This is a genomic window from Flavobacterium luteum, assembly GCF_008806775.1.
GTDB classification, from domain to species: Bacteria; Bacteroidota; Bacteroidia; order Flavobacteriales; family Flavobacteriaceae; genus Flavobacterium; species Flavobacterium luteum.
In genome coordinates this window covers 108,298-129,770 of sequence record NZ_WAEM01000005.1, presented here as the reverse complement: position 1 = coordinate 129,770, position 21,473 = coordinate 108,298, and the positions used below count along the sequence as shown (strand labels likewise).

Genomic DNA, 21,473 nt, shown 5'->3' with positions numbered 1-21,473 from the left:
ACTCAAATTAATTAATTCCCATTTCTAACTTGTAAGAGTCATAATTATATTGGATCAACAATTTTAATACAACTTACAATTATATTTGTTACAAATACAATAGTTTAAAATTTATCATTTTTAGAAATAGGAAATAGATAAACAGCCATTCTATTTATTATATTTTTAACCCATCTCAAACGATACAATCCAGCGGCACTCATTATATACAATGCAACTCTTGAAGGAAATAAATATCGTGGCTCCATATAAATTAACCCATGAAAAATAAGCAAAGCTATGATGATGCTCCAAAAAATCCAATAATCAATTAAATTTCTTTGTTTAATTAAGAAAAGAAATGCCCCTGCAATAATTAGTAAATTAATAGAATTAATAATCAAAATAAAAATCCAATATCCCATTGACCCTTTAAATGGACCCATTACAAATTTTTCTGGGGAAATACTGTTTATAAAATACAGATGCCCATAAATGCATTTTACAAAAAACTGTCTCGTGAACCAAAAAGGATGTTCAATGGCATCATTAATCAAGAACTCTTTATAAACCTCTTCATAAGAACGATTTGTTTTCTCCATCACTTTAGTTAAATACTCACCACTTTTAGACCAATTTTGATAATCTTTACTATCTGACCTAAAATCATTGTCCCAAAAGCGAAAATCAGTTGGTTCTTCTCTAAACTCAAATCTTCCTTGATGAGCTACATAATAAAAATAAGAACTTTGATTCATTCCCGATTTGTTCCCAGTTATATACTTTGCTAATTGTAAAACTCCGATACCCAAGACTCCAATACTAAAAAAAGTAACTGCTATTTTTTTACCATACGTATTGAAAAATATTTTGTTTTTAAAAAAAGAATAAAAAATAACCAAAAAGCCTATCCCTAAAATCAACATTGCATTTGGTCTATTTAAAATCAAAAACCACAAGCCTAGTGTCATGACTATCCAACCTAACTTTCTATTTGGTTCATGAAAGGCTATAGCCCATCCATAAATGGCTAACGCCAAAGAAAAAAAGGCAGGTGCTTCACCTATTATCCCTAAAGAATAATAACAATGTATTGGAAAAATAAAAAAAAGCAAAAGACTTAAAAGTCCAACCTCTTTAGAAAAAAAAGAAGTAGCAATCCTAAAAATAAGAAGTAAACTAATCGTTATAATAATAGAAGTAAATACTACTCCGTAAACCCAAAGTTCATCATCATTAGCATCAGAAGGCGCTAATAAATAAGCTGGGGTATAAAAAAGTATAGGACCCGGAGCTTTAGTAATAACAACTTTATCAAAAGGAATATCTCCCTTAATAAATAAAGCCATATTTTTTGACTCTTCATGAAAAGTAATGTCACCAAAAGGCTTTGCCTTAAATGGAAGATTCGAAACAATGAGCATCATTAAAAATGAAATGAGCACAATTGCTATAGTAATTCTTTTAGTCGAAAAATCCATTTTATGCATTAAGAATTTATAAGTGGTTTAATATTGGCTAAAAATAGTAAAAATTAAAGTCATTAGACTAGTTTCTAAATGACTCATAAGAAAAAAATCCTGAACTCTCGTTCAGGATTTTCATTAAATAAAAAATTAGTTTTTAAAGTGTTCGTTTTCCAGTTATAGTAATAGTTCTATTTTCGTCATCCTTAAATGATCCGTTCAATGCATCACCGGTAATTGTTCCAATCACTCTACCTTCAAGGATTAATTGGCTACTTGAATTAATAGTCCCTGAACCAGAATCGGTATCAACTTGACCATCCTCCCTAACTTTATATCCGAATTTTTCCAATGATCTTGAAAGTACTATATTAAATACACCTTTTTCACCACCTGTAACTGAATAAATTCCCTCAAAACCCTCAATTAATGAAGTTGATGTTTCTTTAGATAATTCAAAAACAGCATTAGGATGACCAGGAATACTTGAAGAAACCATAGTAGGCGAAGCTCCTCCTAACCCTACGGAAAATGTCATTGTTATTGGGTTTCCATTATATGTTCCTGTAAAAGGCGCCACATAGGATTGACCATCAACCAAACTTACATTTGAAGTTAATGCAACACTCACTCCGTCTAGAACCATAGTTGCGGTAATGGTATTACTGCCATTTTGTATATTGATAGAAATTGTTCCAGTAGAACCTATAATAATTCCTTTATAAATTCCTTTTATACTAGCATCATTAGCAGCTAAAGCATCAGGTGTAGTTTTACAAGTTAAACAAGCATAACTTGCAACTGGTGTTTCATTATCTTTTGAACAAGAAGTAATTAAAATGCCAATAAAAAAAACAGGTAAAATTAGTAATGCAATTCGGTTTTTTAAAGTTTTCATAATTTTGGTTTTTTATTTAGTTATTAAGGTGTTCGCTATTACAGCATTTATATTTTACCAAATATAGATAGGAAAACAAGACCTGACAATAACCAAATAGTAGTAATTTTATGAATTAAAATAATATAAAATTATTTTGGAAACACTTTATTTAGTGCATCCGTGCGAGAATTGACTTGTAATTTTTCGTAGATATTTCGGATGTGGGTCCTTACAGTTTCTGTGCTTAAGAACAATTTATCTGCGATTTCTTTATATCGCAATCCTTGAGAAAGTAAGTTGAGAATTTCTTTTTCCCGTTCGGATAGTTTTAACATTTCTGTGTTTCCTGTATTCGAATTTCGGAAAGAATCTACCACTTTTCGGGCAATGTTACTGCTCATTGGTGATCCACCGTTATAAACTTCAACGATGGCATCAAGAATTTTTGATGGTTGCGTTGTTTTTGTAATATAGCCTGATGCTCCAGATTTTAGCGCTTTGAAAACAGAATCGGTATCTTCAAATGAGGTACACATCAAAAACTGGACAGATTGGCATTTTGGTTTTAACTCAAATATGCATTCAATACCATCTTTTCCGGGAAGGTGAATATCCATTAATACCACATCTAAATTTAATGTTGGAATAGCTATTATTGCCTCTTCTGCAGTTTCAAAAGCATTGGCACAGGCAAATCCTTCACTACCATTTATTAGAATAGTGAGGCTTTCTCTAATTTGTTTTTCGTCTTCTACGATTCCTACATTTATCATCATCTATGCTAAATTAGCTTTTCATTTCTTAAAATTACTACTACGAAAGTGGTATTTATTTTTTAATTATTTTTTGAAGCGGTACGGCAACATTAATTTCTGTACCATTTGCATGGTTAGATATAATTGTAAAAATCCCGCCAATTGATTCCAATCTGCTTTGCATATTTCTCAGCCCATTACCTTTTTTATCGGTTTCAACATTAAAACCTACACCGTTGTCTTTAATCGAGAGTTTTAAATAATCTAATTCGATTTTTGCCGAAAAAGAAACTTTTGTGGCTTTGGAGTGTTTTGCAACATTGTTAAAAGATTCTTTTACAACCATAAATAATTCACGATGTGCTTCTTTAGTAATAGCTGTTTTGGGAAGACTCTCTTGAAAATAATTTTGTATTTCTATAGGATAATCTTCTAGGTAATCTGTAGAATATTCCCTCATTCGAGCTAATAAATTGGCTATTGTAGTGTTATCGGGATTTAAAGCCCAGATTAAATCACGCATATTTTCAATCATTTTTTTGGCAGTTTCTTTTACAGCTTCGCTATTAATTCGAATTTCTGGTAAATGTTCTGTCTTTTGAAGTATGATTTCACTCAAAAAATTAATTTTGGTTAATCCTGAGCCTAAATCATCGTGAATATCTTTAGCAATTCGAAGTCTTTCATGTTCTTCTGTTTTCTGGATTATTCGCTCCTCTATCAATTTTATTCTTAATTTTTGTTTGCTTTTCCAAAAATACCAAACAATAAAAATACTGGTTAACAAAACTAAAAAAGCAAGAATAAGATAATTATTTCTTTCTATTTGAAACTCTTGATCTCTAATTTTAAGCAATCTGATTTTACTTTCTTGACTCAATAATTTTATTTCATCTACTTTTTTCTGAGTTTCATATTTAACCTGCATTTCGGCAAGTTGACCTGAACGCTCTATATTTATGAAGTTGTCTTTTTCAAGTTCATATAACTTTCTATATTTGATAGCATCATTAAACTGGTTTAGTTTTTCAAAAGCTGTAGAAATACCATCATAGGATTCTATAATCACTTCTTTGGCATCAATTGCTTTGGCATTTTCATTTGCCAACTTGCATAATTCCAATGATTTTGTATAATTTCCAGTCAAGGCATACACATTTCCAAGATTGTTTTGATTAGCCGCAACCATAAATTTATCGCCCAATTTTTCAGATAGAATTAATGCTGCTTCATAATTTTTAATCGCTTCGGGGTAATTTTTAAGGTATTTTTGAACGATTGCTAAATTATTCAGCACCATCGAAATTTTCTGTTCATCGCCTTTAGATTTATAAATTTCTAAAGCATTGGAATACATTTTCAGAGCTTTTTGATATTTTGCTTCTTGCTCATAAACTACACCCATATTATTTTGACAATCAGCCATAAGCAAAAAATTTTTGCTTTTTTTTGCAAGTTCAAAAGAGGTGTCATAATACTGCATTGCATTCAAAAAATCATTTTGCTCTTCATATAAAGTCCCTATGTTTTTATATGTTTTAGCCGTACTCAAAGTATCTTTTCTTTGCTTTGAAATGGCCATTGACAAGAAATAGTTTTTAAGTGCTTCTTCTGAATTACCCATTTGGGATAAAGTTCTCCCAATATTATTGTAGGCTTTTCCCAATAATTGATTATTTCCCGATTTTATAAAAATGGGTACACATTTATTAAATTTTAAAATCGCTTCTTGGTAGTTGCCCTTTGAATATAGAGTTTCACCTTGATTCAAGAAGTTTTCTGCAGCCGTTTTAATTTGTGAAAAAACAAAAAAAGTGTTGAGTATTAAGAGTAAAAAAATATAGTTTTTTTTCATATTACTATAATAAAATTCACGTGGAAGTTACAAAATAATAATGATTTTCAGTGTTTTACTACAAAAAGAAAGTGAAAATAGTATATACAAAAAACCTCTCGAAATGAAAGGTTTTTTTGGTTCCTCTAAATATTATTTTACTTCAAAACTACTTTACCCAACCACAAGTTTTCATAATCTTTGTCCATACCCACATACAAAATACTATTTTCTTTTCCGTCATATTGACTGGAATAAATATCATTGATAAAATATTTACCATTTCCTAAAACCTTGATTGGGCTTAAAGAAGTATTTTCTAAATCAATTTTTGTAATCCTAGGAAAATAATGAGCTGAATAGGTTGCAGTTCCCTCATAAGCATCAATAAATGAGGCATATCCTTTCATTCCTTTAACTTCCATAAGTTCTAAATAGATACTTTTACCATCAGAAGAAGGATAAAAGTTCTGATACATTTGAAAAATCATACTTTTTTTATCGTCATTTAATTTTCCTATTCCATATTGTGCTTTGAGGTTACCACTTTTATCAAAATGAAAACAAACAATGTCTTCATAGGAAGTCTCTTTATTTTCTAATCCCATCATAACGGTGGAACAGATTTGCCCTGCTACTAAAAATTCATTTGAATTAGTTACTAAAAAGTTTTCAATTAAAAACTTTTTACCTTTATAAACACTTGCATCCTTGTCGCCTGGTGCAGTTTTAAATTTAGATTTAAATTCCGAAACTGGCGTGTTTGTGGCAAAATCGTTTTCATTTCCAGTAAATCTTAAAATATGAAAGTTATCCATTTTTTCGGCAACAGATTTCTCCCATTTCATGGCTAAATAACTAGATGGAGCACCAGGATTATTAATGGGGGCATAATCATTAAATACTTTATCATAAGCATCTTTTCCATCGGTTGAAGAACCAAAAAAGTAAACACTATTGTCTTTTTCATAAAAGGCTGTTATAACCATTGCTGAAGCAGGACTTTTAAATTCGCATTTATTAACTTGATTGCCATTGATATCAAATTGAAAATAAACATACTTAGAAATGTCGCCGTTGCCTTTGTTTGGTGCGAAAATCATGGCGATGTTTTCATTTTTCAATTGTTCGCAATAGACCAGAGAGTACGAACCATTTAAACCCAAAGTTTTTTCTTGAAATTCTAACTTCTCATTTATCAATAAAATTTTGAATTGATCTGCAGTGTTTTTGTCTTTTGTATCAATTTTTGTTAAACAAAATACTGTTTGTTTATTATCTTTAAATGAATCATAAGTAGCATACCCTTTATATGTTTTCCCATTATCATTTTTAAATTTTACCGTTTCATCTGAAATTATTTTTTTTGTTTTAAATTCCTGCTTTTTATAATTCCAAGTTTTAACTGCGACTACTTTATTGATTTTCAATTTCATACTCAACACATCAAAAGAATTTGATCCTCCAACATAAGCATAAAGTGAAGTAGTTTCATAATCAGCAATCGTAGCTTTTTTGTTTTGTATATCTGAGGTGCCAATATATTTTAGATCATTGTTAAAACTGTAATTTTCGAATGAAACAGCATCACTTTTTTTATCTATTTTCATCTGAAAAATAACATTAACAGCACCATGATCCTCTGTAGAAACGTCATCAAGGTACCCTTTTTGTGCTTTCTTACTTAAAGGTGCTACACTTTCTTTAATTTCTTGTGCCGAAGCGAATCCCACAATGAATAGTAAAATTCCAATGTAAATAGTTTTCATTTTGTTTGATTTAAAGTTATAATCAAAATTGAACTATTTCAATTTATAATAAAATACCACTTTAGTAGTAATTTAAAAAAAATCCTGAACTCTCGTTCAGGATTTTAGTACAAACATAGTCCTATATTATTTATTCAATGCTGCTTTTACTTGGTCTGCAGCTTCTTGAAACTCTACAGCAGATAAGATTGGCATTCCTGAATTGTCTATTAACTCTTTTGCAATTTCTGCATTTGTTCCTTGCAAACGAACAATAATTGGCACTTTAATAGCATCTCCCATGTTTTTGTAGGCATCTACAACACCTTGTGCAACACGGTCACAACGAACGATTCCTCCAAAAATGTTAATCAAAATAGCTTTTACGTTTGGATCTTTCAAAATAATACGGAATGCTAATTCAACACGTTTTGCATCTGCGGTTCCACCAACGTCTAAGAAATTTGCAGGTTCAAAACCAGCATATTTTATCAAATCCATTGTTGCCATTGCAAGTCCAGCACCATTAACCATACAACCTACAGTTCCATCAAGATCAACATAATTTAACCCCGCTTCTTTTGCTTCAACTTCTATGGCGTTTTCCTCGCGAACATCACGCATTTCTGCTAATTTAGGATGTCTGTACAATGCATTGTCATCCAAATTTACTTTAGCATCTACAGCAATAATTTTATTATCCGAAGTTTTTAATACTGGATTGATTTCAAACATCGATGCATCAGAACCAATATAGGCATTGTATAATGAGTTTACAAATTGTGTCATTTCTTTGAAAGCATTTCCCGAAAGTCCCAAATTAAAAGCAATTCTTCGTGCTTGAAAACCTAACAAGCCTGTAGTTGGATCTATTTCTTCCGAAAAAATTAAATGTGGAGTATGTTCCGCAACTTCTTCAATATCCATTCCGCCTTCAGTAGAATAAACAATCATATTACGACCAGTACCTCTATTCAACACAACAGACATATAAAATTCAGAAGTTTCACTTTCACCTGGGTAATATACATCCTCAGCAACTAAAACTTTATGCACTTTTTTTCCTTCTGCCGAAGTTTGTGGAGTAATCAATTGCATTCCTATGATTTGTTCTGCAATTTCTTCAACTTGTTGCAAATTTTTGGCGAGCTTTACTCCCCCTCCTTTACCACGACCACCAGCATGAACTTGTGCTTTTATGACATGCCATCCAGTTCCTGTTTCAGCAGTCAATTGTTTAGCTGCAGCAATAGCTTCTATTGGGTTATTTGCAATATAACCTCGCTGTACTTTTACACCATAACTGGCTAATATTTCTTTTCCTTGGATATTCGTGTATATCCATGATTGAAGTTTTAACTTTTTTTAAAGTGCCACAAAAATAAGAAAAATTAGATTCAACTATTTTTTTTTTCCATTTATTCTGCAAAATTTTTGATAGCATATCATTATGAATTTAAATATAAATTATAACATCAAATTTGTTATAAATCTCGATAAAAATTTAAAGTAAATTATTTCTTCAATAAATATCAATTTCAATTTATTTTTAGTCTTTAATTATTGTCGATTATGCATTTCAAAGGTATTTATTTATCATTATTGCTATTAATAAGTCGTTTTATTATTATTATTATAAAAATATCCTCTTTGAAGCATTTCAATTCATTATTTGCTATGAAATCTTTAATTTTGTAAAAAATTATTTAGCATGAAAATACAAGAACAAGGCCTTTATTCACCTGAATTTGAACATGACAATTGCGGTGCAGGATTTATTTGTAATTTGAATGGAATCAAGTCAAATGATATTATTCACAAAGCACTTGACATATTAATAAAGCTTGAACATAGAGGCGCCGTTAGTTCGGATGGAAGAACAGGAGATGGAGCAGGAATTTTATTTGATATTCCACATGATTTTTTTAAAAAAGTATGTGATTTTGCAATTCCTGAGCCAAGAGAGTATGCAGTAGGAATGGTATTTTTACCAAAAAGTAAAAATCAAACTATCTTTTGTAAAGAAACTTTTGAAGCAGCAATCAAAGACCAAAATTTAGAAATTTTAGGATGGAGAGATGTCCCGGTTGACATTTCAAATTTAGGGCAAATCGCAGCTGAGAAAGAACCAGCAATAAAACAAGTGTTTGTAGGTAAAAATGGTCTAGATATAACAGAACAGCAATTTAATGCTAAAATGTTTGCCGCTCGAAAAATAGCTGAACATATTGTTATAAATTCAAGAATTTCTGAAAGCCACAGATTCTATTTTTCAAGTTTTTCGACTACAACAATAATTTATAAAGGGTTGTTAATGCCCGAAGATATTAGTCGCTATTATACCGATTTATTAGACACTGATTTAGTAACTCGATTGGCATTAGTACACCAACGATTTTCTACGAATACTTTTCCTGCTTGGGAATTGGCTCAACCATTCCGATACATGTGTCATAACGGAGAAATCAATACACTTCGTGGTAATATCAGCAGAATGCGTGCTCGAGAAGAATTGATGAAAAGTGATGTTTTTGGCGAAGACATTAAAAAATTATTTCCAATTATATTAGAAGGAAAATCAGATTCTGCTTCTATGGATATGGTTGTCGAATTATTATTGATGACTGGCCGTTCATTACCTGAAGCAATGATGATGGTGGTTCCAGAAGCCTGGGAAAAACACCAAAATATGTCAGACGATAAAAAAGCATTTTATGAATATAATGCTTGTATTATGGAGCCTTGGGATGGTCCAGCCTCTATTCCGTTTACAGATGGTAATGTAATTGGTGCTTTATTAGATAGAAATGGTTTACGTCCTTCTCGTTATACTTTAACTAAAAGTGGTTTTGTTATCATGTCATCAGAAATTGGTGTTTTAGATATTAAACCGGAAGATGTAGTACAACACGGAAGACTTGAACCAGGAAAAATGTTCTTGGTTGACATGAATGAAGGTCGAATTATTGAAGACGACGAGGTTAAAAATAATGTAGTTACCAAAAGACCCTATAGAAAATGGCTGAATGATAATTTATTACAATTAGCCAAAATTCCATATACTGATAATGCAATTCCAACGGAAAGTATCGATTTTGAAACGAGACAAAGACTTTTTGGTTATACGATTGAAGATTTAAAAACAATCATTAATCCTATGGGAGCTAAAGGGAATGAAGCATTGAGTTCTATGGGTAATGATACTCCATTAGCTGTTTTATCCGATCAGCCACAGCTTTTATACAACTATTTCAAGCAATTATTTGCTCAAGTAACCAATCCTCCTTTGGACGGAATTCGTGAAGAAATAATTACTGATACTAGCTTGGCAATTGGTGGTGATTTTAACATATTTGACATTGTTCCTGAACATTGCAAAAAAATAAAAATCCAAAATCCAGTTATATCAAATGAAGATTTAGATAAAATAAGAAACATTAAACATGACGATTTCAAATCGGTAACTATTTCTACTTTATATAAAATTGAAAGAGGTGTTAACGGATTAGAGCGTGCTTTAGAAAAATGTGTTCAAGCCACCTTCAAAGCCGTATCAGAAGGATGCAATATTGTGATTCTTTCGGATAGAGGTGTAAGCGAAAAAATGGCTCCAATTCCTATGTTATTAGCTTGTTCTTACATACATCATTCTTTAAATATTCTCAAAGTCCGTTCAAAATTCGGTATCATCATCGAATCGGCTGAGCCACGTGAACCGCATCATTTTGCATTGTTATTTGGCTATGGAGCAAGTGCAATTAATCCTTACATGGTTAATGAAATCATTCAAGAGCAAGTTAATCAAGGACATATCACTGGAATAAAAGCAGATTATGCGATTGCAAATTTCAATAAAGCTATAGCAAAAGGGATATTGAAAATCATGAATAAAATTGGTATCTCTACATTACACTCTTACAGAGCTGCACAAATTTTTGAAATTTTAGGATTAAACAAAACGTTCACATCTAAATATTTTCCTTACACACCTTCACGAATTGAAGGAATTGGTTTGAAGGAAATTGAAAGCGAAGTTAAAAAAAGATATCAAAATGCTTTTCCAAAATCGGAAATTGCAAATTTATTGCCTTTAGAAATTGGTGGAATTTATAGATGGAGAAGAACTGGAGAGAAACACATGTTCAATCCAACAACTATATCTAAATTACAACAAGCCGTTCGATTGAATAGCCCAGAAAGCTATAAAGAATACTCGGATATGGTGAATAATCAGAGTAAAAATTTAATGACCATTCGTGGATTATTTGAATTTAATAATTTAGATCCAATTCCTATTGATGAAGTAGAACCTTGGACCGAAATTGTGAAAAAATTCAAAACAGGAGCTATGTCATACGGTTCTATCAGTCAAGAGGCTCATGAGAATTTAGCAATCGCTATGAACCGAATTGGAGGTAAAAGTAATTCTGGAGAAGGTGGAGAAGATTCAAAACGTTTCCAAAAAGAATTAAATGGTGATTCTAGAAATAGTGCCATCAAACAAGTAGCTTCTGGTCGATTTGGCGTGTCAATCAATTACTTGACCAATGCCAAAGAAATTCAAATTAAAATGGCTCAAGGTGCAAAACCTGGAGAAGGTGGGCAATTACCTGGTGAAAAAGTAGTGCCTTGGATTGCTGAAACTAGAAATTCGACCCCTTATGTAGGATTGATTTCACCACCACCACATCACGATATTTATTCTATTGAAGATTTATCACAATTGATATTTGATTTAAAAAATGCCAATCGTGAAGCACGTATAAATGTTAAGTTGGTTGCAGAAGTAGGAGTTGGAACCATTGCTGCCGGTGTTGCAAAAGCAAAAGCTGATGTTATTTTAATTTCTGGTTACGACGGAGGAACAGGTGCTGCACCACTAACATCCTTACAACATACAGGAATTCCTTGGGAACTTGGATTAGCCGAAGCACAACAAACCTTAATCTTAAATGATTTAAGAAGCCGTATTGTTTTAGAATGTGACGGTCAATTAAAAACAGGTCGTGATGTGGCTATAGCAGCATTATTAGGAGCGGAAGAGTTTGGTTTTGCTACAGCACCATTAGTAGCATCAGGCTGTATAATGATGAGAGCTTGTCACTTAAATACGTGCCCTGTAGGTATTGCAACACAAGATCCTGAATTAAGAAAAAATTTCAAAGGAACTCCAGAGCATATCATCAACTTCATGTATTTTATTGCTGAAGAATTGAGAGGAATTATGGCGCAATTAGGATTCAGAACACTTAAGGAAATGGTGGGACAATCTCAAAAATTAAACGTCAATAAAGCTATCAAACATTATAAAGCAAGCGGATTGGATTTGTCTACTATTTTATACAAACCAGAGAAAGCAAAAGAAGTTCCAAATTACAACACTACAACTCAAGACCACGCGCTAGAGAATGTACTTGATTTTGATATAATAAAAGCGGCTATTCCTTCTATTTATAGAAAAGAAAAAACCAGAGTTACTTTTAATATAAAAAATACTGACCGTTCTGTAGGTGCGATTTTGAGTAATGAAATTTCAAAAATATACGGTGCCCAAGGTTTGCCTGAAGATACTATATTAGTAGACTTTACAGGTTCAGCAGGACAAAGTTTCGGAGCATTTGCCACAAATGGATTGTCTTTCAAAATTCACGGAAACTGTAATGATTACCTAGGAAAAGGACTTTCTGGCGGAAAATTAATTATCAAGGTTCCTCCTACTGCAACTTTTAAACCAGAGGAAAACATCATTATTGGCAACGTAGCATTGTACGGAGCCATTACAGGTGAAGCTTATATAAATGGAATGGCTGGGGAACGTTTTTGTGTAAGAAATTCAGGAGCAACAGCAGTTGTAGAGGGAATTGGAGATCACGGTTGCGAATACATGACTGGTGGTACAGTAGTGGTTCTAGGTAAAACTGGTAGAAACTTTGCAGCTGGTATGAGTGGTGGTATTGCTTATGTATATGATACAGAGAAAAAATTTGATGCTACTTTATGTAACATGGAAATGGTTGCTTTTGACCCTATGGAAGAAGAAGATTTTGTAAAACTAAGACGTTTGATACGAAACCACTCTATGTATACCAATAGTCCATTAGCGAAACGAATTTTGAGTGATTGGGAAAACCAAAGCAAACATTTTATTAAAGTGATGCCGATTGATTACAAAAAAGCATTGAAACGATTAGCAGAAGAAAAGCAAATAGAAGAACTAATAGCACAATAGTCATGGGTAAAATAGGTGGATTTAAAGAATATATTAGAACTGACGAAAGTAATTTAGCTGTTCAAGAAAGAGTATCCAATTACAACGAATTTACGATTCCGTTAGCAAAAGATAAAATTAAAGAACAAGGATCACGATGTATGGACTGTGGCATTCCTTTTTGTCATAGTTCTTGTCCATTGGGAAATTTAATTCCTGATTTTAACGACATGGTACATCAAGAAGAATGGCAAGGTGCTTTAGAAATTTTGCAGTCAACCAACAACTTTCCAGAATTTACAGGTCGTTTATGTCCAGCTCCATGCGAAAAATCATGTGTTCTTGGTATTATTGCAGAACCTGTAGCTATTGAAAATATCGAAAAAAGCATCATTGAAAGAGGTTTTGCTGAAGGTTGGATTAAACCACAACCACCGGAAACCAGAACAGGAAAAACGGTTGCTGTAGTAGGTTCTGGTCCTGCGGGATTAGCAGCCGCTCAACAATTGAATCGTGCGGGTCATACGGTAACTGTTTTTGAAAGAGACAATGCTATAGGTGGATTGTTGCGTTACGGAATTCCGAATTTTAAATTAGAAAAAGCAATTATAGACAGACGTGTTGCTATTTTAGAAGCCGAAGGAATTACATTCAAAACCAATGTAAATGTTGGAGTAAATTATAGTGTTGATGAATTAAAAGCTTTTGACTCTATCGTATTGTGCGGTGGAGCAACCGAAAGCAGAAGTTTGCCTACCAAAGGAATTGAAAGCAAAGGAGTAGTTCAAGCAATGACGTTCTTAACGCAGCAAACAAAAGTTTTATACGGTGAAAAAATAGAAAACCAAGTCAAAGCAACTGGGAAAAACGTTATCGTTATTGGTGGTGGTGATACTGGTTCTGACTGCGTGGGTACTTCTAATAGACACGGCGCTGCATCAGTGACCAACTTTGAAATCATGCCTAAACCACCTGTTGGTAGAAGTGAAACAACGCCTTGGCCTTTTTGGCCACTGCAATTAAAGACGTCTTCTTCGCACGAGGAAGGTTGTGATAGAAATTGGTTAATTAATACCAAAGAATTTATTGCAAACGATAAGGGAGAACTTACAGGTTTGAAAACCGTAGAAGTACAATGGAAAATGACTCCTGGTCAACGACCAGAATTAATTGAAAAAGAAGGTTCTGAAAAAATATGGCCTTGCGAATTAGCCTTGTTAGCACTAGGGTTTACAGGTCCTGAAAAAACATTAAGTTCACAATTAGGTATTGAAATTGACATGCGCAACAACTATAAAGCGAACAATTATAAAACAAATGTTCCTAATATTTTCACTGCAGGTGATATGCGTAGAGGGCAATCCTTAATTGTTTGGGCTATTTCTGAAGGTCGTGAAGCGGCAAGAGAAGTCGATTTGTTTTTAATGGGCTTTACCAATTTACCAACAAAAGGAAACGGAGATTTACCGAGTTTATAAATAAAATTATATTTCATAAAAGCCTCTAAAAGTGATTTTAGAGGCTTTTTTATTGTTAAGAACAAACAGCACAGATTTTGAGATAGTAGCTACCAGCAGTCCAGATAGCTTCCGTGCCTACAATAAATAACAAACCTTTTTATTTTACGTTGTCTTTGCTTACTCCACTTTATGGGCACGAATTACACCCGAGCGATAGTGAACAGACGAAGTAAATTCGTGATATCTGGTTATTAGCACCAGTAATTTATTTTTTAGATTGGTATCTACTAAAATTATCAACACAAGACAGTAACGATAATGCTTTCAAACTATTTAATTCAATTCCATAATCATTAGAAACACCATGCATTACGCCATGTCGATTCAAGTCACTAAAGAAATTTGAGTTTTTTGTAATTGGATTATAATAGCTAGTTAAAGAGTTACTTTCTGATAGAACTTTTACAATATGATGACTTTCCTTTTTGTTTTTTATCTTCTTCAATTTGCTTTCTGTAAATATTATTGAGTCACAAATTCCGTCAGCTTGTGACAAGAATAATATAGTTGAAGAGAAGTAAAGCTTTTTTTTTATGGGCTAAGAATGCTTCTCTAATAATGTTTGCTCTATCGGGATGAAGCATGATAAGATCTTCTTGGATTTCTTTTAAATTTTGTTTAAAATACTTGATGAGGATTTTATTTGCTTCTTCACTTTTTCCTTCTTCAAACAATCTTTGAAGGTTAAAAACGATTCTTACTTCAATAAATCTTGGAATGTACCAGCCGTACTTTGAAAAAATCCTATCAGTTTCTTCAAAAGTATAGTTAGGAAGGTTTAGCTTTCCTATCACAGATAATATTTTTTGGGATTGTTCTGCTAATTGCTGAAATAAGTTCGATGCGTTTATTTCCAAGTGCCAATTTTTGAGATTACGTGATGATTATTGGTGCTAAACATTTATTTACGAATGTAAACCTATAATCACTTACAAACGTTTAAAGTCATTTCTATATAAATAGTATTGTATGGCTAATTTATACTATTATTTCATACTACACATCAAACACCTAATTCTTTCTATTATTTATCAGCACTAAATTTATAAAATAATTGTTATATTTGTAACACAATGTTATAATTTGTTAATTTTTAGTTTTTACTTTGATGTATGGCTTTAGAGTAATAAATTTGTCAAAAAAATAATGCCATGCAAGCAAAAGATTTAGTACAACTCGCAGAACAATTCGGAGGTCCATTATATGTATATGATGCAGAGAAAATTCAATCGCAATATCATCGATTAACTTCTGCGTTCTCTAAAGTAGAGCGTTTACGCATTAATTATGCCGTAAAAGCTTTATCCAATTTGGCCGTTTTGCAATTGCTTAAACAAGTAGGTTCTAATTTAGATACGGTTTCATTGCAAGAAGTGCAACTGGGTTTACACGCTGGTTTTGATCCACAACAAATCATTTATACGCCAAACGGTGTTTCTTTTGAAGAAATAGAAGAAGTAGCGCAATTGGGTGTTCAAATCAATATAGATAACCTTTCTGTATTGGAACATTTTGGAACGAAACACCCAACGGTTCCGGTTTGTATTCGTATCAACCCGCATGTTATGGCGGGAGGAAATTCGAATATTTCTGTGGGTCATATTGATAGTAAATTTGGAATTTCTATTCACCAAATGCCGCATATTCTTCGTATCGTTGAGAATACTAAAATGCACATCAACGGAATTCACATGCACACGGGTTCTGATATTTTAGATATCGAGGTTTTTCTTTACGCAGCCGAAATTCTTTTTGATGCTGCCAGAAATTTCAAAACGCTAGATTTTCTTGATTTTGGAAGCGGATTTAAAGTCCCATACAAAAAAGGAGATATCGAAACTGATATTGAAGAATTAGGAAAAAAATTGTCTAAACGATTCATCGCTTTTGAAAAAGAATACGGTCGTGAATTGACATTGGCTTTCGAACCTGGTAAATTTTTAGTGAGTGAAGCAGGTTATTTTTTAGCCAAGGTAAATGTGGTAAAACAAACCACTTCTACTGTTTTTGCTGGAATTGATAGTGGTTTTAATCATTTAATACGACCGATGTTATACGGTTCGCAACATCACATCGATAACATTTCAAATCCAAAAGGGAAAGAGCGTTTTTATACCGTAGTAGGTTACATTTGCGAAACAGATACGTTTGCCAATAACCGCAGAATTTCCGAAATTAATGAAGGAGATCTATTATGTTTTAGAAATGCAGGAGCTTACTGCTTCTCGATGTCATCAAACTACAATTCGAGATACAAACCCGCAGAAGTTTTATGGAAAGACGGTGAAGGCATTTTAATTAGAGCACGAGAAACCTTTGAAGATTTATTAAAGAATCAGATTATGCTACCTTTAGAAGTAGCAACTGCATAACCCACAACAAACAACACAAACAAAAAAAATCCCGAAGCCTAAAAAACTTCGGGATTTTGCATTTTATAAAATTTGATTCCGTTTTTAAAACTTGAAGAAACTTTACTATCCTATTCTTTTTATTAATCAAAAATTTCAAACAAAACATTGGTTTCGGTTCCGTTTGTAAAAGGTATTTTAAGTAATTGCGAGAGCGTTGGTGCAATTTCTGTGATCTCCTTTTTATCGTGAGATTCTCCATTTTTGATATTCCACCCATAAAAAATAAGTGGTACGTGGGTATCATAACTATAAGGCGTTCCGTGTGAAGTTCCGGTTTCTTTATATTCTATAAAACCTGGTTTATCTAGCACAACCAAATCTCCGTTTTGGGTCACATCATACCCTTTTGCAATGAAACTGAGATAATAATCATTCCCTGAATTAGCGAGGATTTCTTCTTCTGTATATACTCTTTTTACTTGTTTTTGGGTCATTAAAAAGGTTACAAAACTTTGCTTTACTTTCACTAAATCCAATTCTTTATTTTTTATTGTTTCTTTATTAAAAAAGACATTGAAACTAGAATAATTCAAAATCAAATCTACTCCATAAGTGTCTGTTGAAAATTTCTTTAGTGCTTTTACAATTTCTTTTGGCTCAACATTAGTTACTTTATATTTATTATCATTTAGGAATTTTGCATTTTCGGCACCAGCATGATCGGCAGTTAAAAACAACAAATAATTGTCTTTTCCAACTGTTTTATCTAAATACTCCAGAAACTCTGCAATGGTTTGATCCAATCGCAAATAGGTATCTTGCAATTCTATAGATCGTGGACCTATGTCATGACCAATATAATCGGTTGATGAAAAACTTAGTGCCAAAAAATCAGTAATGTCATCTTTGCCCAATTCTTCTTTTTCGACGGCTTTCATAGCAAAATCTAACAGAAAACTATTTCCAAAAGGTGTTGCTCTTAAAATCCCAGCGTCTTTTTTATCATACATTTCCTTTAAATTATAAGGAAAAATTGGATTAGCACCATTGAGTTTTCCTTCATAGGGATTATCATCAGGAAGACTTTCATTATAGGTTGACAATGGTTTTAACAAATCCCAACCTTTAGTAATGTATGACATATATCTTTTTTCTTGATTGAATTGAGTTACCCAATCTGGCAATGCCTTACCATAAAAAGTGCTTGAAATAAAAGCTCCAGTTTTACTGTACCAAAAAGCCCAATTCGCAAAATGTCCAGCAGGTAAAATAGCGCCACGGTCTTTAAAACTAATTCCTATTACTTTTCCTTTGAAGTTGGTAGCCAAACGTAATTCGTCAGTTATAGTAGTTGTTTGAAGATTTTTGGGAGACATTTCCCCTTCTTTATCATTGCCTTCTCCAATAGTCGTCACCGAATTATCCTCAGTACAATACATTTCGGTTCCTAAAGTTCTACTAAACCATTCATTACCTACAATTCCATGCATGCTGGGTGTTGTTCCTGTATAAATAGAAGCGTGACCTGGACCAGTGTAGGTTGGCATATAATTGTATTGCATGTTATGAAAAGTATAGCCATTGTTCATAAGGCGTTTAAAACCCTTTTCTGTAAAATCATCTGAAAATCGATAGAGGTATTCCATTTTCATTTGATCTACTACAATGCCTACTACTAGTTTTGGACGCTTTTGCGATTGCATATTTATAAATGCTAATCCAATAATAAATAAAAAACACTTTTTCATAGCCTATTAAATTTAAACAAAAATAAGATTTTAATGTGAAGTAATTTACTGGTTAATCATAAAGAATGAATTTGAATAATTTTTCAAACATGTAAAAGCTACTATTATTAAAAGAGCCACTCAAAAAGTGGCTCTTTATTATTTCAGGATGATGAACTCGCATCGTCTGTTTATAGAATGTTCTTGTTCAGTACAGACTCTAGTTGTACCACATTGAATTAAAGGAACAGATTCTCCAAAACCTCTAGAGCGAAGGCGTTTTCTTTTAATTCCAGATTGCACTAAATATTCTAAACTAGAAGCAGCTCTTCTATTAGATAATATTAAATTATACATCTCTGATGCCCGAGAATCAGTGTGGGCGTCAATCTCTATTTCCATTTCTGGATATTTGTTTAATAAATCTACCAATACATTTAAGATCCGGGCTGCATCCGATTTAATGTCCCATTTATTTAAATCAAAATAAATATTCTCGAGTACGATTTGCACTTTTCCGTCTTGACGTTTGGTAATAATCTCCTCGGCATCATCATAACATTCAACAAATAGTTCTATGGTATAACGCAATTTTCCATCAGCATTTGTGGTAAAATCTTCACTATGAGGAATATAAAAATCTCTTACAGCTTCAATTCTATATTTCTTGTTGGGTTCTGTATTAAAAATATAATCGGCTTCTGCACCAACGACCATTTGCCCAATTAAAATATTATTTTCATCATATAGCGAAACCAAAGTCCCTGGTAATGGATTTTGTGTATTTTTATCTTTTACTTCTCCTTCTACAACATAGCGTTCTTGATTTTCTATTCTTGTAAAACTGTATAAATTATCACCTCCTTTTCTATTTGACGAAAGATAGCCCGTATTTTTTTTCTCATCTACAACATATCCAAAATCATCCAGATTACTATTGATTGTTTGACCTAAATTTAAAGGTTTTGCAAAAACACCTTGAAAATTAGTACTCATAAATATATCTAAGCCTCCCATCCCTTGATGCCCATCGGAAGAAAAATATAAAATAGTTCCATTGTCAGATATTGATGGAAACTGTTCCCTGTGAATGGTATTTATTGCTTTACCTAAATTTTGAGGTGTGCCAAAAGTCCCATCTTCATTTACATCAACAACAAAAATATCGAACGAGCCTAAAGTTCCTGGCATATCACTTGAGAAGTATAATTTTTTTCCATCTTTACTTAAAAATGGGTGCTCAGTAGAATAGGTGTCGCTTGTGAAAAGTAACTCTTTTATATTGGTCCATTTTCCATCAATAAATTCGGCTTTAAAAATTTTAATGACAGCTACTTTTTCGTCTCCAATTTTTACTTTATTGCCATTGGTTCTATTAAAATACATGATGCGTCCATCTTTACTAAAAGTGGCTGAACTTTCATGAGTGTCTGTATTAATTTCTTTTGGAAATGGTTCAACATTTAAAAGCAACCCTTTGTCATTTACGTCAGCGCTAAACAAGTCTAGATAGGCTTTTTCGTTCCAACCAAAAGATTTAGAAGTTGTATTTCTTGCAGAGGCAAATGCTACTTTATCTCCATAAAATGAAATTCCGAAATCGCCATTAGATCCATTTTTTGACATTGGCTGAATAACATAGTTGAAAGGTACATTGGTAAGTAAATTAGTTATAAACTTAGGAGTACTTACTTCGAATTTTAAATACTCACCCATAATCTTGTCTGCTTTTTCATAATCGGCAATTCCAAGCAAGGATTGTGCATATTTAAAATAGTATTCAGGTTGAATGGTTTCTTTGTAATTTAAAAAAAGTTTCCCATAAACTCTTACAGCATCACTTACTTGAGAATTGTTATAGTAGCAATCTCCTAAGTTTTGCAATACATTTTGATTCTCTTCTACTTGCTCATATAGCTCTGCTGCTTTGACATAAGATTTCTTTTCGAATAGTTTATTTGCTTTCTTTTCACTAACTTTTTGTCCCAAAAGAGTGATGCTAAAACAAAATATAAAAAGTATATAAAAGTATTTTTTCATTTTTTTCGTTATTAGAAGAATCGTGGTGATTTTTCATATCCTTTTGAAGCTAAACTTGATGTATCTAAATCAAATAATAAAAATATTTCGTGACTTCCTGAATTAAATTGACCAAGATTAGACAATGTATAATCATACGAATATCCAATTCTCAATTGTGGTGTAATATAAAAATTCACTAATCCACTAACTGAATCATCAAAACGATATCCTGCACCTAATTCAATTTTATTATTCATTAAAAAATTAGCTGTCATATCTAAAGATAATGGTGCTCCTGAAACTCCTTTAGCCATAAAGGCTGGTTTGAATTTTAAATTGGGATTCAAATTAAACACATAACCACCAGTAAGAAAATAATGAATGTCTTCTACTCCAGAATACCTAATTCCATCTTTGCTTTCTATGTGTTTTGTTGTCAACAAATTAGGAACTGAAAATCCTAAATAGTACTTATCCGTAAAATAGAAAGTACCTAAACCAACATTTGGAAAAACCCTACTGATATTGTCCTGAAAGGCCTTGTCTGGATTTACATCTGTAAATTTAAATCCATTAAAATTAGTATCAAAAAGTGTCATTCCTCCCTTTAAACCAAATGATAATTTGCTTTTATCAGAAACGGGCAATACATAAGCAAAATCAACAAATATATTATTTTCATTAACCACATCTCCTATGGCATCGTTAACAAATGATATTCCCATCTCAACTTTTTTTGCTATTGGTGAATGTGCAAACAAAGTAGCTGTTTTGGGAGCTCCAACAGCACCTACCCATTGAGTTCTATACAATCCTCCTAAATTTATTACTCCTTCATTAGCGGTAGCATAAGCAGGATTTATCACATTCATATTATACATATAATGGGTAAACTGAGGGTCTTGCTGCGCATTTGCTAGAGTAGAAACTAGAAAAACGCTTATAAGAACTAAAAATGTAAAACTTCTTTTTTTCATCTT

At 32.4% G+C, this 21,473-nt stretch carries 13 protein-coding genes and 1 pseudogene; 3 read left to right on the top strand and 11 right to left on the bottom strand.

What is annotated here, in order from left to right; genetic code table 11:
• Positions 1–104: 104 nt before the first annotated feature.
• The 6 genes and pseudogenes from F6464_RS10590 to sucC all read right to left on the bottom strand — a co-directional run bounded on the left by F6464_RS10590 (position 105) and on the right by sucC (position 8,007).
• Positions 105–1,460: a glycosyltransferase family 39 protein gene (locus F6464_RS10590; RefSeq protein ID WP_191963366.1), complete on the bottom strand. Its 1,356-nt coding sequence runs from the start codon at positions 1,458–1,460 to the stop codon at positions 105–107.
• 142 nt (positions 1,461–1,602) lie between these two features.
• On the bottom strand, positions 1,603–2,343 hold the full coding sequence (locus tag F6464_RS10585; RefSeq protein WP_151107780.1) for a hypothetical protein: 741 nt from the start codon (positions 2,341–2,343) through the stop codon (positions 1,603–1,605).
• A 131-nt stretch (positions 2,344–2,474) separates the two neighbouring features.
• Complete coding sequence (locus tag F6464_RS10580; protein ID WP_151107779.1) at positions 2,475–3,101, bottom strand: response regulator transcription factor; 627 nt, start codon at positions 3,099–3,101, stop codon at positions 2,475–2,477.
• A 52-nt stretch (positions 3,102–3,153) separates the two neighbouring features.
• Positions 3,154–4,935, bottom strand: coding sequence for a tetratricopeptide repeat-containing sensor histidine kinase (locus F6464_RS10575; protein ID WP_151107778.1), 1,782 nt, complete (start codon positions 4,933–4,935; stop codon positions 3,154–3,156).
• Between the two features lie 137 nt (positions 4,936–5,072).
• Positions 5,073–6,683, bottom strand: a complete 1,611-nt coding sequence (locus F6464_RS10570; protein ID WP_151107777.1) for a hypothetical protein — start codon at positions 6,681–6,683, stop codon at positions 5,073–5,075.
• A 126-nt stretch (positions 6,684–6,809) separates the two neighbouring features.
• Positions 6,810–8,007, bottom strand: a pseudogene (sucC, locus tag F6464_RS10565) (ADP-forming succinate--CoA ligase subunit beta).
• A 366-nt stretch (positions 8,008–8,373) separates the two neighbouring features.
• On the opposite strand from sucC, the gene gltB reads away from it, so the two are divergent.
• Positions 8,374–12,891: a glutamate synthase large subunit gene (gltB, locus tag F6464_RS10560; protein WP_151107775.1), complete on the top strand. Its 4,518-nt coding sequence runs from the start codon at positions 8,374–8,376 to the stop codon at positions 12,889–12,891.
• Between the two features lie 2 nt (positions 12,892–12,893).
• Entirely contained in the window at positions 12,894–14,348 is a 1,455-nt protein-coding gene (locus F6464_RS10555; protein WP_151107774.1) for a glutamate synthase subunit beta, read from the top strand.
• A gap of 247 nt (positions 14,349–14,595) precedes the next feature.
• Here the strand turns inward: F6464_RS10555 and F6464_RS10550 are convergent, their stop codons facing one another.
• Both F6464_RS10550 and F6464_RS10545 read right to left on the bottom strand, forming a co-directional pair.
• Positions 14,596–14,835, bottom strand: coding sequence for a hypothetical protein (locus tag F6464_RS10550; protein ID WP_151107773.1), 240 nt, complete (start codon positions 14,833–14,835; stop codon positions 14,596–14,598).
• A 37-nt stretch (positions 14,836–14,872) separates the two neighbouring features.
• Entirely contained in the window at positions 14,873–15,247 is a 375-nt protein-coding gene (locus F6464_RS10545) for a hypothetical protein (RefSeq protein ID WP_151107772.1), read from the bottom strand.
• A 294-nt stretch (positions 15,248–15,541) separates the two neighbouring features.
• Between F6464_RS10545 and lysA the strand changes: the two genes are divergently transcribed.
• Complete coding sequence (lysA, locus tag F6464_RS10540; RefSeq protein ID WP_151107771.1) at positions 15,542–16,762, top strand: diaminopimelate decarboxylase; 1,221 nt, start codon at positions 15,542–15,544, stop codon at positions 16,760–16,762.
• 122 nt (positions 16,763–16,884) lie between these two features.
• On the opposite strand, the gene pafA is transcribed toward lysA, so the two are convergent.
• The 3 genes from pafA to F6464_RS10525 all read right to left on the bottom strand — a co-directional run bounded on the left by pafA (position 16,885) and on the right by F6464_RS10525 (position 21,470).
• On the bottom strand, positions 16,885–18,492 hold the full coding sequence (pafA, locus tag F6464_RS10535) for an alkaline phosphatase PafA (RefSeq protein ID WP_151107770.1): 1,608 nt from the start codon (positions 18,490–18,492) through the stop codon (positions 16,885–16,887).
• Between the two features lie 138 nt (positions 18,493–18,630).
• Positions 18,631–20,511: an OmpA family protein gene (locus tag F6464_RS10530; protein ID WP_151107769.1), complete on the bottom strand. Its 1,881-nt coding sequence runs from the start codon at positions 20,509–20,511 to the stop codon at positions 18,631–18,633.
• An 11-nt stretch (positions 20,512–20,522) separates the two neighbouring features.
• Positions 20,523–21,470 (bottom strand): PorP/SprF family type IX secretion system membrane protein, encoded by a 948-nt coding sequence (locus tag F6464_RS10525; RefSeq protein WP_151107768.1) that lies wholly within the window; start codon positions 21,468–21,470, stop codon positions 20,523–20,525.
• Positions 21,471–21,473 lie beyond the last annotated feature (3 nt).

Excerpts from the sequence above, each read along its gene's own strand:
- F6464_RS10585 (WP_151107780.1), bottom strand. The coding sequence starts at position 2,343 with ATGAAAACTTTAAAAAACCGAATTGCATTACTAATTTTACCTGTTTTT.
- F6464_RS10580 (WP_151107779.1), bottom strand. The coding sequence starts at position 3,101 with ATGATGATAAATGTAGGAATCGTAGAAGACGAAAAACAAATTAGAGAA.
- F6464_RS10590 (WP_191963366.1), bottom strand. The coding sequence starts at position 1,460 with ATGGATTTTTCGACTAAAAGAATTACTATAGCAATTGTGCTCATTTCA.
- gltB (WP_151107775.1), top strand. The coding sequence starts at position 8,374 with ATGAAAATACAAGAACAAGGCCTTTATTCACCTGAATTTGAACATGAC.
- F6464_RS10530 (WP_151107769.1), bottom strand. The coding sequence starts at position 20,511 with ATGAAAAAATACTTTTATATACTTTTTATATTTTGTTTTAGCATCACT.
- F6464_RS10575 (WP_151107778.1), bottom strand. The coding sequence starts at position 4,935 with ATGAAAAAAAACTATATTTTTTTACTCTTAATACTCAACACTTTTTTT.
- pafA (WP_151107770.1), bottom strand. The coding sequence starts at position 18,492 with ATGAAAAAGTGTTTTTTATTTATTATTGGATTAGCATTTATAAATATG.
- F6464_RS10570 (WP_151107777.1), bottom strand. The coding sequence starts at position 6,683 with ATGAAAACTATTTACATTGGAATTTTACTATTCATTGTGGGATTCGCT.
- lysA (WP_151107771.1), top strand. The coding sequence starts at position 15,542 with ATGCAAGCAAAAGATTTAGTACAACTCGCAGAACAATTCGGAGGTCCA.
- F6464_RS10555 (WP_151107774.1), top strand. The coding sequence starts at position 12,894 with ATGGGTAAAATAGGTGGATTTAAAGAATATATTAGAACTGACGAAAGT.
- F6464_RS10525 (WP_151107768.1), bottom strand. The coding sequence starts at position 21,470 with ATGAAAAAAAGAAGTTTTACATTTTTAGTTCTTATAAGCGTTTTTCTA.